The organism is Candidatus Neomarinimicrobiota bacterium (assembly GCA_018651745.1).
Taxonomy (GTDB): domain Bacteria; phylum Fidelibacterota; class Marinisomatia; order Marinisomatales; family TCS55; genus JAAZYX01.
Window position 1 is genome coordinate 1 of record JABIDL010000031.1, and the last position, 14,514, is coordinate 14,514.

Annotated in this window: 15 protein-coding genes and 1 riboswitch; of the genes, 12 read left to right on the forward strand and 3 right to left on the reverse strand. The window is 39.7% G+C overall.

The features are described 5' to 3' along the window. Window positions 1-63 precede the first annotated feature (63 nt). Window positions 64-294, reverse strand: a complete 231-nt coding sequence (locus HOD97_05960) for a hypothetical protein (protein MBT4281139.1) — start codon at window positions 292-294, stop codon at window positions 64-66. Window positions 295-437: 143 nt separating this feature from the next. Here HOD97_05960 and mltG point away from each other — a divergent pair, with 143 nt between their 5' ends. The 3 genes from mltG to HOD97_05975 are packed head-to-tail and all read left to right on the forward strand — an operon-like array spanning window position 438 to window position 4,095. Continuing rightward, window positions 438-1,478: an endolytic transglycosylase MltG gene (gene mltG, locus HOD97_05965; GenBank protein ID MBT4281140.1), complete on the forward strand. Its 1,041-nt coding sequence runs from the start codon at window positions 438-440 to the stop codon at window positions 1,476-1,478. A 17-nt stretch (window positions 1,479-1,495) separates the two neighbouring features. Further along, a complete protein-coding gene (locus HOD97_05970; protein MBT4281141.1) occupies window positions 1,496-3,670 on the forward strand; it encodes a UvrD-helicase domain-containing protein in 2,175 nt (724 codons plus the stop codon). Continuing rightward, a complete protein-coding gene (locus tag HOD97_05975; protein ID MBT4281142.1) occupies window positions 3,670-4,095 on the forward strand; it encodes a transcriptional repressor in 426 nt (141 codons plus the stop codon). The genes HOD97_05970 and HOD97_05975 overlap by 1 nt, the downstream gene beginning before the upstream one ends. Here HOD97_05975 and HOD97_05980 read toward each other — a convergent pair. Next, a complete protein-coding gene (locus HOD97_05980) occupies window positions 4,092-4,568 on the reverse strand; it encodes a GNAT family N-acetyltransferase (protein MBT4281143.1) in 477 nt (158 codons plus the stop codon). The two genes, HOD97_05975 and HOD97_05980, sit on opposite strands and share 4 nt — an antisense overlap. A 66-nt stretch (window positions 4,569-4,634) precedes the next feature. Between HOD97_05980 and HOD97_05985 the strand changes: the two genes are divergently transcribed. The 3 genes from HOD97_05985 to HOD97_05995 are packed head-to-tail and all read left to right on the forward strand — an operon-like array spanning window position 4,635 to window position 7,743. Further along, window positions 4,635-5,603, forward strand: a complete 969-nt coding sequence (locus tag HOD97_05985; protein MBT4281144.1) for an HD domain-containing protein — start codon at window positions 4,635-4,637, stop codon at window positions 5,601-5,603. Window positions 5,604-5,615: 12 nt separating this feature from the next. Further along, window positions 5,616-6,134: a hypothetical protein gene (locus HOD97_05990; protein MBT4281145.1), complete on the forward strand. Its 519-nt coding sequence runs from the start codon at window positions 5,616-5,618 to the stop codon at window positions 6,132-6,134. Continuing rightward, window positions 6,124-7,743 carry a hypothetical protein gene (locus HOD97_05995; protein ID MBT4281146.1) on the forward strand — a complete coding sequence of 540 codons (1,620 nt, stop codon included), beginning with the start codon at window positions 6,124-6,126 and terminating at the stop codon, window positions 7,741-7,743. Before HOD97_05990 ends, HOD97_05995 begins: the two co-directional genes overlap by 11 nt. A gap of 2 nt (window positions 7,744-7,745) precedes the next feature. Here the strand turns inward: HOD97_05995 and HOD97_06000 are convergent, their stop codons facing one another. Beyond that, window positions 7,746-9,791 (reverse strand): TonB-dependent receptor plug domain-containing protein, encoded by a 2,046-nt coding sequence (locus HOD97_06000; GenBank protein MBT4281147.1) that lies wholly within the window; start codon window positions 9,789-9,791, stop codon window positions 7,746-7,748. A gap of 74 nt (window positions 9,792-9,865) precedes the next feature. Further along, a riboswitch (cobalamin riboswitch) is annotated at window positions 9,866-10,039 on the reverse strand. Between the two features lie 110 nt (window positions 10,040-10,149). Between HOD97_06000 and HOD97_06005 the strand changes: the two genes are divergently transcribed. From HOD97_06005 to HOD97_06030, 6 genes are read left to right on the forward strand one after another with little or no spacing between them, the layout of a single operon-like run. Beyond that, a complete protein-coding gene (locus HOD97_06005) occupies window positions 10,150-10,947 on the forward strand; it encodes a C40 family peptidase (protein ID MBT4281148.1) in 798 nt (265 codons plus the stop codon). Window positions 10,948-10,982: 35 nt separating this feature from the next. Next, window positions 10,983-11,489, forward strand: a complete 507-nt coding sequence (locus HOD97_06010) for an HNH endonuclease (GenBank protein MBT4281149.1) — start codon at window positions 10,983-10,985, stop codon at window positions 11,487-11,489. Between the two features lie 19 nt (window positions 11,490-11,508). Beyond that, window positions 11,509-12,480: a tryptophan--tRNA ligase gene (gene trpS, locus HOD97_06015; protein ID MBT4281150.1), complete on the forward strand. Its 972-nt coding sequence runs from the start codon at window positions 11,509-11,511 to the stop codon at window positions 12,478-12,480. Continuing rightward, the gene (locus HOD97_06020; GenBank protein MBT4281151.1) at window positions 12,470-13,201 is read left to right on the forward strand and encodes a segregation/condensation protein A; all 732 of its coding nucleotides are present in this window, start codon (window positions 12,470-12,472) and stop codon (window positions 13,199-13,201) included. The genes trpS and HOD97_06020 overlap by 11 nt, the downstream gene beginning before the upstream one ends. Continuing rightward, entirely contained in the window at window positions 13,201-13,767 is a 567-nt protein-coding gene (gene scpB, locus HOD97_06025) for an SMC-Scp complex subunit ScpB (GenBank protein MBT4281152.1), read from the forward strand. Before HOD97_06020 ends, scpB begins: the two co-directional genes overlap by 1 nt. Next, window positions 13,754-14,494 (forward strand): rRNA pseudouridine synthase, encoded by a 741-nt coding sequence (locus tag HOD97_06030; GenBank protein MBT4281153.1) that lies wholly within the window; start codon window positions 13,754-13,756, stop codon window positions 14,492-14,494. Before scpB ends, HOD97_06030 begins: the two co-directional genes overlap by 14 nt. Window positions 14,495-14,514: the final 20 nt, after the last annotated feature.

Sequence of the window (14,514 nt, forward strand, 5' to 3'; positions counted from 1 at the left end):
CGACCTCCGGCTTGACAGGCCGGCGTTCTAACCAACTGAACTACGATCCCAATATATGAATAATTACTTTTTATCCCGATAAATCAATGCAGCCGGTATAACGACCACATAGCCAAGAAAAAGCATCACAGGGGCGAGAGATAAACTGCGAAAGCTATTAACTGTGCCAGAATACATCACCAAATATCCTCCAGCGACTAGCATCAGACCTAGTCCAAATAACAGATAATTTGGTTTAGTAAAGGCCCATCCGTCAAAGAGGTGGGTTTTATCCTGTGGATTTTCTTTGCCCATAGCGACGGCAAAATTACTGCATGCCATCGCCGGAAACCAATCAATTTTCCGGTCTGTTAAAGGTGTGCTTTATTGAGAGTAAGGGATTTCTTTATCATTAGGAGTACGTAAGATCAATACATTAAATTCGCCCCCATTATTCTATGTATTCTCACCATCTTAAGCCAACAGTCAAGATTGTAGGAGTTGTCGCTGCGGTTATTGTCGGCAGTATGCTCGCATTTTATGTGCTCATCCTGTTTTGGCCTCAGGGGAACCCTTACAATACAACTACCATTGATATACCAAAAGGGAGTTCAGTGAAAGAAATAGGTAGAGTTTTACATGATCGAAACGTGATTCGCAGTGAAAGAGCTTTCCTTTTTGCTGTAAGGGCACTCTGGGTAGAAACTGAAATACCTGCCGGGTCTTACCAACTTATTCATGCCAATAGCAATTACAAAATTATTGACCAACTCGTTAACGGTGCTCCGGTACTAAAAAGAGTTACTATCCTTGAAGGTTGGACGTTGAAAAATATTGCTGCAGAACTTCATAAGAAACTTGGCGTCAACAAGAAACATTTTTTAAAAGCATGTAGAAACCGTCGTTTATTGAATGAATATGAAATTCAGGCAGATTCATTTGAAGGATATCTATTTCCTGAAACCTATTTTTTCCCCGAGGACGAAGACCCGGAATTCATTGTAAAGGCCATGGCATCAGAGTTTAGGGGTACCCTTTTACCGTATTTGAAAGAGCGTATAATTGAAATGGGAATTACTGAACTTGAAGTTGTTACACTTGCATCTATTATTGAGGGAGAAGCCATTTACGATGCAGAGCGAGCCACAATTTCAGGCGTGTATCATAATCGGATAATTAAGGGAATGAAATTGCAGGCAGATCCAACCATTCAATACATTATTGAGGATAGTCCACGGCGGTTATTGAACGTGGATTTAAAAATTGAATCGCCTTACAATACCTATTTAAATTTAGGACTTCCCCCGGGTCCAATTAACAGTCCCGGGAAAGCATCCATTATAGCTGCGCTTTATCCGGAGCAAAATGCATATTTGTATTTTGTAGCACGTGGTGATGGATATCATACATTTTCTAGAACAGAAAAAGAGCATAATCGGGCAAAACGAAAATTTCAACAAGTGCGGCGGCAAGCAAAAAATTCTAAACGAGGTAAATAATAAAATAAGGAAACTTCATGAAAAGTAGTCGATTAAACGTATCTCAAAAAGCTGCTGTAGAAGCAGTAGGTAAACCGGTTCTTATTTTCGCTGGAGCAGGAAGCGGAAAAACCCGCGTGTTAACCCATAAAATTTCCTATCTGGTTAATGAAAATATTGTAAATCCGGAAAACATTTTAGCGGTTACATTTACCAATAAAGCTGCCAAAGAAATGAGGGAAAGAGTTCACAAACTGCTCCAATCTAAATCCTCGGCTATTTCAATTGGTACTTTTCATTCAGTTTGCGCTCGACTCCTGCGCAATGAGATTCATAAAATTGGCTACACACGTGACTTTGTGATTTACGACATTCAGGATCAAAATGCATTATTAAAAACTATTTTAGACGGATTTGATATTCCAAAGACAGATATTTCACCTGCGAGTGCAGGACAGCATATCAGCCTGTTAAAAAACAGGATGATTCCTGTGAAAAAAGCTGGATCAAAAGCGCGGACAGTTTTGGACAAACGATTGGCTGAGATCTATAAAGCATATGAAAAAAGTTTAAAGAAGAACAATGCTGTGGATTTTGATGATTTGCTTTTATTGCCATTGCAAATATTTGAAAAACATCCCAACGTTTTAAAAAAATATCGTGAACAGTGGAAATATGTTTTAGTGGATGAGTATCAGGATACCAACCGTCCACAATTTCTCTTGATAAAAATGCTTGCAGAAGGACACAAACAAATCTGCGTTGTAGGGGATGATGATCAATCAATATATGGATGGCGCGGTGCCGATGTCCGCAACATTCTTGATTTCGAGAAAGCTTTTCCCGGGTGCGAAACCTATACACTCGAAAAGAATTACCGCTCTACGGCTGAAATTTTGAAAGCCGCTACTACGGTTGTTAAAAACAATTTAAAACGCGCAACAAAAGAATTAGAAGCGCATAATGGAGCAGGTGAAAAACTTGGTCTAATCGAAACCAATGATGAGGGAGAAGAAGCCGACGCTGTTGTGAATGCGTTAGAAAAAGAAATCAAGCTGAAAAAGCGCGCATTTAACCATTTTGCAGTGCTGTATCGCACCAACGCTCAATCTCGTGCTTTGGAAGACAGTTTCAGACGGAACGGAATTCCTTACAATATTGTTGGAGGAATTCGGTTTTACCAGAGGAAAGAAATCAAAGACATTATGGCATATCTTAAGCTTATTGTGAATCAAAAAGATACAGTTTCATTACGGCGAGTAATCAATTTCCCTCCACGAGGAATTGGCAGTAAAACTTTAGATAAATGTGTTGCATATGCGGAGAAAAAGAAGTCGGATCTTTTAGATATATTAAATGATCCGGAAGGTATGGATATTCGCGGAAAACAGGGAGAAGCGCTCCTGAATTTCCATAGTATTATTACTAAATATTCAGATTTACTTGAAAAACTTAGTGCCGGTGAACTAGTTCGCGCACTGGCGGAAGATACAGGATTGATTCGGTACTTCAAAGACGGTGACCAAGTTGAAGACAGAGATCGATTCGAAAATATCATGGAATTTTTAAATGGTGTGGATGAATTCATGGCTCGCAATCCGGATGCAGTCATTCAAGAGTTCCTAGAAGAAGTATCTCTCTTATCAGATATTGACCAATGGAATGATGAAGAAAATAGGGTAACGCTCATGACGGTTCATGCGGCAAAAGGATTAGAATTTCCGGTTGTATTTTTAGCCGGAATGGAAGATGGTTTGTTTCCGATGTTCCAATCTTTGGAAGTTGTTGATCAATTGGAAGAGGAGCGCAGGCTTTTTTATGTAGGTTTAACTCGCGCACAACATAAAGTATATTTACTCTATGCGAAAAATCGTCGTCGCTATGGAGGTGAAAGTTTCTATGGCTTGGTATCCAGGTTTATTAGCGAAATCCCCGAAGAAAGCCTAGAAAAAATCAACTTTTCTTCTGCTGTTACTAGAAAGCTTGTAACCTCAAAAGGTAAGGTTCGCATGGAATTGAAACGAACCGTTACCATTTTTGATGATTTTCAAGTAGGCGACCCCGTTGAACACACAATTTTCGGATTGGGGAAAATAATGGCATTAAGCGGCTCGGGCGAAAACCAAAGAGTAGGAGTCGTTTTTAAGAATGGACTGAAGAAAAAACTTATTGTCCGTTTTGCTAACCTAAAAAAAGTAGTTAAATCGGAATAATGAACCAAAAAAGTAGACAACTCAAAAAAGCCCTGAAAAAAGAAGGACTTCGTTATACGTCTCAACGGCAGGCAATTTGGGACGAAATATGTTCCAGTGATGAACACCGCGATGTAGAAGAGTTGTTTATTTCAATTCGTCAGGCTGGAATCAAGGTATCTCGCGCAACAGTGTACAGAACAATTGACGTTTTGGTGAAGAATAACCTCGTTCGAAAACTGGATTTGGGTGATGGCCGATCATTATACGAACATAAAATTGATCCGACTCACCACGACCATTTGGTTTGCATACGATGCGGACGAATCGAAGAGTTTATGATGGAAGAAATAGAATCATTGCAGGACCGCATAGCAAAAAAGCATAACTTTAAGTTGATTCGGCACATTCACCAACTATTTGGAATTTGCAGTGAATGCCGTTAAAGTTTTTTTCTATAGATAAAACTTCCTGAGGCAGTTTCCCCTGCCGGTTCATAGCCCAATGTTGTATATAGTCTGATCGCGTCGTTATTTTTCTTTGCTACGTTTAATGTAAGACTAACTAATTTTTCATTTTTAGCAAACAGTTCTATATGTTTTACCAGATTTGTGCCAACACCCTGCTTGCGGTAATTACGGTCAACAATCAAATGAAAAAGATGCCCTGCCTGTTTTGTTCGCATCATGCGTAGGCTTATATATCCGATAATCCATTCCATATTTTTTGCAATAAAAGTCATGTTGTCTGTCATTGAATAGGATCGTTTCACCCACATGTCAAAATGGAATGGAAACTTCATCTTCGGGTCAGTCAAATTGAGGTCTTTTGGATTTTGAAACCATTGAGAAAGGCATGATTTTAATATCCGCCTGTCTTCCGGATGATCATAAGAAATGGTTTGAATCGTAGATTGCATAACACCTAAGTTTACGAAGCTGAGTATTCGGAGGCAAAACAGTATCCGTTAAATGTATGAGGCATTATGAAAAAAATATCAACCATTTCTGATTTTAAAGAAGGGAAAACCATTCAAGGTTTTTTTCTTTGTGTTGAGAAACATTTGCGCCACACCCGAGGAGGCGATTTGTATTTAGATATCGTTCTCCGTGACAAGACCGGGCAAGTTAGTGCTAAAGTTTGGGACAATATTCCCAAATTTCACGAAAAATTCAATCCGGGCGATCCTGTTGCAGTAGCCGGCGAAGTGGATACATTTCAAGATAGACCTCAGCTTGTTGTGAAAAAAATCAATCGCGCATCTATTCAATCTTATGGTCGCTATGGTTATGATCCCGCCATGATTGTTCCAGCATCTCAAGCAGACCCCCAGGCAATGTGGAAATCTTTGATGAAACATATAAAAGGAATAAAATCTAGCCATTTAAAGCAGATGATAAGTATCATTTATAAAGAATATAAAAATAGGTTTCTTGTTCATCCCGGATCTGCATCTTTACACCATTCTTACCGATCCGGATTGTTGGAACACACACTTTCGATGGCCAAACTTGCACAAACGATTGGTCCGCATTATAAAGCTGATCCAGATCTGTTGATGGCCGGCGTACTCCTGCATGATATTGGAAAGCTGAAAGAATTATCCGATGGATTGGAATTTGATTACACGGATGAAGGTCACTTTATTGGGCATATTATTCTTGGTCGAGATATGACACTTGCTGCTATAAAAAAAGTGACAGGATTTCCAAAAGATTTGTCAAAAAAGGTGGAACATTTAATTTTATCCCATCAAGGAAAATTTGAATGGCAAAGCCCAAGACGACCCATGTTTAAGGAGGCGCTATTGTTGCATTTAATTGATTATATGGATTCGCAGGTGAATATGATGGATAGCATTCTTGATGATGAAACGGACGAAGGTGATTGGACAGATAGGCGGAATTATTTTCGATTGCCGCTTTATCGGGGACCTAAACCCTCCTCAAAATAAGATTACATGACAATGGAACGATTGGTACAGGCTGCAATTTTTGCTGCATTGGCGGCCGGATTAGGATTCGCTCTTGTTTTTATTCCGAATGTTGAACTTGTAACGGTTGTCATTTTTTTATCAGGCTTAACACTGGGACCAGGTTGGGGCGTATTGGTTGGCATCACATCTGAATCGATTTATTCAGGAATGAATCCGCTGGGTTCCGGACTTGCATTTCCACCATTATTTTTTGCTCAGCTAATTTCCATGGGGTTCGCCGGACTGATGGGAGGCTTGTTGAAACCGTTTTTATTTAAAAAAATTCCTTCTTTAATGCAGGGAATTACGCTTGGAATTTGTGGCTTTTTGATCACCTTTATTTATGATTCACTTACCACTCTCAGTTATCCCATTACTGCTGGATTTGATTGGCCACAAACTATAGCGTTGTATATTTCCGGAATGGGAATGACACTGCTTCATCAAGTGTCCAATGCGATTGTGTTTTTAATTGGCATTCCGAAAGTTACACGACACCTTGTTTCATAAATTAATTCGAGCCTGTGTATTGATTCTCGGTGTGTCGGGCACTGTTTTTTCTCAATCACTAGCCTTTGATTGGTCCGGGCAATTTGGTCTAGAAACAGAAGGGGGACGATTGCTTTGGAATCGGGCATGGACATCCGGCCCGATCGTCATGGATGGAACTTTTGCTTATTTCCCTCAACGATATGGAAAATTTATTTCTGACGATTATAAACCGGTAATAAACGGATCTTTTCCGACATTTAGAGCCCAACCGGATTCAGAAATTGTTAGCAGTTATATTGATTACACCCGAGGAGATTTCCTTCTGGACGAACTTGAAATCGGAATCAAATCAGCGCGCAAACATTCTAGCATTTCTATTGGAGCATTTAAACGCGATTTTGCCGGAAGAGAGGGGCAGTTTTTGGTGCCATATTCTGATCTTCCTATTCAACAATCTTACAAGCTGGATTATAGATCTGATGATGAAAATACTGATTTAGATGTGTCTGCTATTCGACTTATTTCGAATATAGGAATGCCTGATGATTCTTCAACAGAGGTTGGCAGTTATAAAGATGAAATACTCTCCGGAGGAATGTTGTGGAGTTCCCGAACGGATAAATGGTTGTGGACTATGCAAGTAAGCGAGTTCAATCAAAAGCTGAAGACAGACATTTTAGCTTTTCCGGACTTGGGATCGGTGCGATTGAATCGTACGGATTGGCATGGCCGATTGAGTTCAATCAAACCGATTTTTCCTATGGATCATTTGGGATTTGTTTCCCAATCGCAAACGGTAAATGATTCGTTAATACGATCATTAAAATGGAGCACCATTTATGCCGGTTGGCAAAGTGAACATTGGGATGGAAATATCGGAATCACATTGCCAAATAATTTAACAGAATCGCAAATGTATGCGAATTTCAATCATGAATTTTCCTTAAATAATTGGCATATTGCCACCCATGCATTGATCGAATTAGCCCCGCGTCATTATTTTGATTGGATTGACGACAGACGGCTGGATTATGAAACGTGGTACACGGGTGGATTTTCAATTGCCAAATCTTGGAAATCGTTTGAATTGAATGGAACTCTATCCGCCGGCATTCGGGAACAGGATGGATTTGAATCTCCGTTCCTTTCGCTTGGACCTGCGTGGAAATGGGAACCTTTTCGTCGGTGGTTTTTCAACGGGAATATCAATTATTCACCGGATCCAATCCGTGAATCCGATGGAATTGGGTTGAGAATGAACATAGGAATTCAAGGGACGGAATGGCTTTTTAAAGATAACATGAAAACGACACTTACTATTTGGGCGGAAACCGCTGGAATGCGCAACCAAACTTCTGTGTTTCATCCGATGTTTCAAAAACCCATTTCTATTGGGGATGAAACGACTGTGGAAGATTATAGAATTTTTAATTTTCGAATGGATGCTGTGATTTCATCCGTCCGAATTCGATATCAAATTTTAAATCTAATGAATGCAGCTTATCCGATATTTAGCGAATGGTTTCCGGATGCTACTGAAGCATCCACGCTTTTTCGCCCCAACCCCTATTTTCCACAAATGGGACGCAGAGTGAGCATTACCATTACGTGGCAGTTTCTGGATTAAGCCTAAAAATTGATTGAAAGTCCTGCGGTAACACTTCGTCCTGGTTCCGGATAATCCGGAAAAAATGAAATATCCCGATCCACCACATTATTGATTACAACATGGCACTGAGCTGATTTTAACCACGGAATTGTTGCATGAAATCCGAGAGTAACATTGGAAATGGGATCAATGGTTTTCTCAATTGGATTAAAATCCGAGTTGTATCCGGCATAAGTTCTTTCTCCGGTAAAATGACCTTGAATATCTATACTCATGAAATTGCGGGAGTATCCGATTTTAATAAATCCGGTTTGATTTGGTACATAGTCTAAACTTTTCCCGGTTGATTCGTCTATTGTGTTGATTTTAGATGTATTCCCTGAAATGGAAAGTCCATGAAAAAATTGAGGAATTGCGAAAGAAACTGTCGCCGTTTCCCGGGAAGTTTTGTCCAGATTTACCGGCCGCCAAATCCAATCTGATCCTGCAGTCCACGTAATAAGATCCTTGCTGTTTCGTAATCGCCAATGTATTCCAATGGAACCTTTTTTGGCTAAAGGAAAATCAATTCTAATAGACTTCATTAAACTTGTTTCCGGTTGAAGGGACGGATTTCCCTCCGAGTAAAGATCGCTTGGCCAATACAGATCATTAAAGGTAGGAAGGTGAAATCCAGTGCCTATTTCTGCTATTAAATTTCCACCAAATGGTAAATGCATTGAACCTTGAATATGGTAAGCAGAATTTTGATTTGAAGACTTATCAAAACGAATTCCGGACTGTATGGAAAATAGAGGAATTGGTGAAAGATGTGTAACGATTGCACCTTCCAAGTGTTTGCGATTCTGAGACCCGATATCGGTACTATTTATAATAGATTCCTGACGGACGCTAAGTGTAGAATTGGTGATTAAAAAATGGGTCCATTTTTGATTCCAATCCACAGATAATTTATCGGTAGAAACTTGATGTCCGCTTGGATCAGAGAGGCCATCGTTGTATTGCTCATCATTAAACCGATGACTCAAATGCGTGGTAAAATAGCCGGAAGAAAACAGATGCACTACTTTTGCGTTGGCAAGAATAAGCTCATTCGTACGTCTTGCATTGGGTGAAAGGTAAGCGACCGAACCTGCAACGCCTCTATCAGAATTCGAAAGGAAAAGCGACCCTTTTATGATGGTGTTTGAATTATGTAAGTATCGAATTTGGCCTCCACCGAAATTTTGATTAAAGTCGTTATTATTTCGGATTGCGGTTGAGTCAAAACTTGGATAAGTATAATTGCCCTTTTCTGTTGAGCGCCCACCAACAAGATGAATGGTTGTTTTTGAAAATGGGAAGGAATAAATAACGGCTTGATTCTCTTCTCCGAAAGATCCCATACTAAACATGATTCTGGATTCATCCATCCATGGACGCAAATGAATAACGCCATCCATTGCACCGGATCCAAAATCAATGCCGGGATTTTTAGATAAAAAGACTTGTTGGTAAAATAATTTTGGAATTTCCGATAAATCTGTCAACCCATTTTGTGGGCTCGTGAGTTCAATGCCATCTAATACTATTTTAGTGTGTTCAGGTTTTCCTCCATCTATTGCTAACAATGTTACCCCGGCTTTTCCACCATAGGTTTTGATTAGGGATCCGGGAATAGATTGAAGCATAGAATTCCGAGATATTTGGTTGGTAGGGGAAATTGATTCTTTTCCCCAATTCGCATTTTTCAGCGAGAAGGCTCCTTCGACATTTACCGCATCTAAAGAAATGACATCTCGTTCTAAATAAATAGTAATGGCATTTGGTTTTTCAGGTGTGTTGATCATTGTTTTGAAACCAATTCTCGAAACAACTAAGCTGTCGCCTTGACTAAAATTCGATGGAAAAATGAAAAATCCATTCTCATCAGAAAGAACCCATGTTTGGGTTTTAACAGACTGTACCATTGCATAATCAATGGGGTAGTTTTGAATATCTAAAATCACTCCTGTAAGTTTCTGGGTTGCAGTCAATGTTGAAAGCACCATCCCAAAGAGAAGAAGATTCATCACTGGTTTAAGCATAAAAAAAACCCTTTCAAAAAGGGGTTATGACCGAAGGAAAGTTCAATCGTATCATAACCTTTGTCCCGAAAGTTAGTGGATACACGATATTACTCAGGTTTCCTGACTTATGCCGTCTAGGAAATCCCAGCCTTCTCCTTTCGGATGGCACTTTGGGTTTCCACGACAATTACAGTAGCGGGAACTGTGTCGGTTTTCCACCGACTTCCCTGACGTTCAACCGTGTCAATTAATCCTCAAATGTTACGGATTTACTTCAATTTATCGCAAGGACTAATTGCATACCCCATTGGAAGAAGGCTTGTGTTTCCAGAGATCTCCGCAATAAATTTAACGTCTATATTTGAGATGAAATAATATGAATTCCAACCTCTATACTATCAATGTTTCCGTAGCAAACCTGTATGAGAGACCTGATTTCAATTCTCCGGTTGTAACACAGGGACTTTTAGGGGAAGAGTGTGATATCCTTGATGAAAAAAATAATTGGGTTAAAATCCGTCAATGGGATAAATATGTTAGCTGGATGAATCGATTCTCTGGATTTGCGAATACCAAACATTATTCAGGTTCGCATTTCGTTATGGATTTGCATGGAATTGTATTCCAAAATATCGCTCATACCATTCCAATTCGCGATGTGACCTTTGGCTCCAAGTTGGATGCAGTTCCTTTGGATGAAGCAAATACCTATTCGGTCCAATTACCCGATGGGTCTGATGGGTATTACCGAGGCGATTTAATGCACAATTTCCCCGACCCCACGCGGGAGGAACTGGTGCTTACGGCAAAACGATTTTTGGGATCTCCTTATATTTGGGGCGGAAAGTCTCCCAAAGGATTTGATTGTTCCGGATTTGTTCAGACAGTTTTCCACTCTTTAGGAATTGATTTGCCCAGAGATGCCATCCAACAGTACGAATGTTTAAAGGTAGCAACTGTTGAGTTAAATCAATCTTTATTGGGCGACCTTCATTTTTTTGGAACAGAAGAGTCGATCACTCATGTAGGGATGGTCGTGGAAGGAAATACATTTATCCATACTCAAGGGTATGTAAAGGAAGAGTCTCTGGATGCGCATTCCACAATGGCAAATATGACTTTAATCGAAAAACGAATAGCAACCTGTTCAATTGCAGAGGTATTACTGGCGTGACATTGCAAAATGGATATCAGAAGAATGGTTCATTATTGAATCAAGCAGTTTTGGTGCTGAACACAAACTATTCCCCCTTGACGATTTGCACAGCACGGCGTGCGATTTGTTTAGATTATCTAAATAAGGTGGAAATTCTGGAATCCTATGGAGAAGAAGTTCATTCTCCATCTGTTTCTCTGCATCTGCCAAGCATTGTAAAATTAAGAGATTTTGTGAATTTCAATAGCATGAGTGTTGCCTTAAGTAGAAGAAATATCCTTCTTAGGGACGATCATAATTGTCAATATTGTTCAACAAAATCCGGTCCGTTTACGATTGATCATATTGTCCCGAAAGAACGCGGAGGTTCAGATTCATGGGAAAATTTGGTCACAGCTTGTCAACCTTGCAATAGAACAAAGGGAAACCGTACACCCGAAGAAGCAAAAATGCCCTTAAACAGGAACCCTAGAAAACCGAATAGAATACATTACTTTCAACAATTCATTAAGGACAAACAGGTGTCTTGGCGCCCTTATTTATTTTTAGATCCATTTTAATGAAAGCGAAACCTTTGATATGAAAAGAATCCTCAGCGGAATCCAGCCTTCCGGTCAATTGCATCTCGGAAATTATTTTGGCATGATGCAACGCATGATTCGGTACCAAAAAGAGAATGATCTCTTTTGCTGTATCGTGAATTATCATGCATTGACAACGGTTCAAGATGCTTCAACATTAAGTAAAAACACTCTTCAAGCTGCTATCGATTTTATTGCTTTGGGGATGGATCCGGAAGCATCTACATTTTGGGTTCAGGGCGACGTGCCGCAGGTCACAGAATTAACTTGGCTGATTTCTAATGTTACAGGCGTAGGTCTCATGGAACGTGGAACGTCTTACAAAGACAAAATAGCGCAGGGTTTAACGCCTAATATGGGGCTTTTCAATTATCCGATATTAATGGCCTCGGATATTCTGCTATTTGGCGGTGAACTTGTTCCGGTAGGAAAAGATCAGAAGCAACACTTAGAAATGACTCGCGATATTGCCAAGAAGTTTAATCGGACTTTTGGCGATGTTTTTGTTATCCCCGAACCTGACATAGCGGAAGAATTGCAGATGATTCCGGGAACGGATGGTCAAAAAATGAGCAAATCCTACGATAATATCATTCCCATATTTGGGAATGAAAAAGCGATAAAAAAGAGAGTGATGTCCATGGTGTCAGACTCAACTCAGATTGAGGAACCAAAGGATTTTTCATCACCCATTTTCCAACTTTTCTCTCTTTTTCTTGATTCAAATGAAGTTGTAGAATGGAAAACAAAAGCTTCGCAACCCGGACTTGGGTGGGGAGAAGTTAAATCATCTCTTTTTGAAAAAATGATGACTTATTTTGAAGACGCTCGTACGAAAAGAGAAGATTTAATCATTCATCAGGACGATGTAAAGGATATGCTTAAAACCGGAGCAAAAAAAGCATCTGCGATTGCAGATGAATATCTGGATAAGGCTAGAGAATCTACCGGAATTTCTTATGGCCGTTAACCCCTTTCAAGTCCGATTGAATAATTATGAGGGCCCACTGGACCTATTGCTTTATTTTATTCGCCGCGATGAAATGGATATTTATGATATCCCTATTGCCAAAATCACTGAGGAATACTTGACCACACTGGATCAGGCTCGTTCATCTAATGTGGGCATTGCCGGTGAATTTGTAGTCATGGCTGCTACGCTGATGCGAGTAAAAGCAAAAATGCTTTTACCCCGCCCGGAATTGGATGATGAAGGAGAACTTATTGATCCAAGAACGGAACTTATGCTTCAGCTTCAGGAATATACCCGGTTTAAAGATGCAGCCTCAAATTTGGATATTCTTGCCAATGAAGAAAATCAATTATTCAAGCGGACAACAAGAGAACTTTTGGATGAAGCTGAAGCAATCCCCGGATTATACTTAAAAACTGTTTCATTGTTTGATCTTGCAACGCATTTCAAAACGGCAATAGAAAATCGTCCTGTGATGAACCCGGTTGAACTCCATCGAGAAATTGCAAGTTTTGATGATCAAAAAAATAATATTCTTGCCTCTTTAGATGGTGAAGGGAAGCTCAGGTTTTCTACCCTTATCAACAAATTTAAATCCAAAATCGAAATGATTGTTGCATTTCTTGCATTGTTAGATTTGATTCGCTTAAAAGAAGTTGTCGTGTATCAAAATGAATTATTTGAGGATCTGGAAATTCATAAAGTAATTATAACCTGATGCGCCAAAACGAACAACTTCAAATATTGGAGGCACTATTATTTGCAAGTCCGGAGCCATTGAATCAAACACGGATGAATAATGCGTTTGAAGCTGACCCGCCAAAATTATCTGATTTAATTAAAAAGCTCCGGGATAAATATGAAAAGGAAAAACACGGATTCGAAGTAAGAAAAGTTGCGGGTGGCTATCAATTCGCAACCCGTGCAGATTTCAGCCCATGGGTTCGCCGATTAATTCAAAATCCTTCACAATTAAAATTATCAGGCGCAGCGCTTGAATCGCTTGCGATTGTAGCCTATAAGCAACCTTTAAGTAGATTTGAAATTGAATCTGTTCGTGGCGTGGATTGCTCGGGTGTACTAAAAACTTTATTGTCTCGTCAGTTGCTTAAAATTGCTGGAAGGGCCGAAGGTCCGGGCAGGCCTCTTTTGTACGGAACGACTAGGGAATTTTTAGAACATTTTGGTTTAGATCGTATTTCCGATCTACCGCGACTTCGTGAAATCACCGAATTAACTGCCACAGAAGAACCAAATTCTGACCATACCGATGCGTCTGAATAAATTCCTTGCGCATGCCGGAGTAGCATCCCGAAGAAAAGCGGATGAACTAATTCGCTCTGCGACCACTACGGTTAACGGGAAAATGGTAACAGATCCTGCTCTTGATGTGAATTCTACGGATGATATTTATTTTGATGGATCTCGCATAAAAATATCGGATGAAATGATTGTGTTGATGCTTCACAAACCGATAGGTTTCATTACCTCTGTCAGCGATCCGGAAGGCCGCCGAACAGTTATGGAATTGGTTCCTGTCAAGGAAAGAATGTTTCCGATTGGTAGGTTGGATCAAGATACTACAGGATTGTTATTATTAACCAATGATGGCGAACTTTCTCAAGCACTGTTACATCCAAAGTATAAAATACCTCGAAAGTACATAGCTGTGACAGATCGTCCAATTCAGCCAAAGGAAATTCAAAAGCTAAAAAGAGGCATGCATATTTGGGATAACATTAAAGGGAAGGCTAAAGTAAACCATCAAAAAACGGTTAAAAAACGTACAACCATTGAATTAGAACTTCGGCAGGGAAAAAAGAGGGAAATCAGGAGGATTATGGATCGATTGAAGATAAAATTATTTTCACTCCACCGGTCGCATTTTGGATCCCTTTCATTGGGCAATTTAAAGCAAGGAGAAGCACGAAAACTCACCGACAGTGAAAAGGAAAATTTACAGGCGATTTGCGGGCTTAATAATAATAAATCGAGTGAAAAACGTAAATAAGGGTATGGAGTACTTCTATT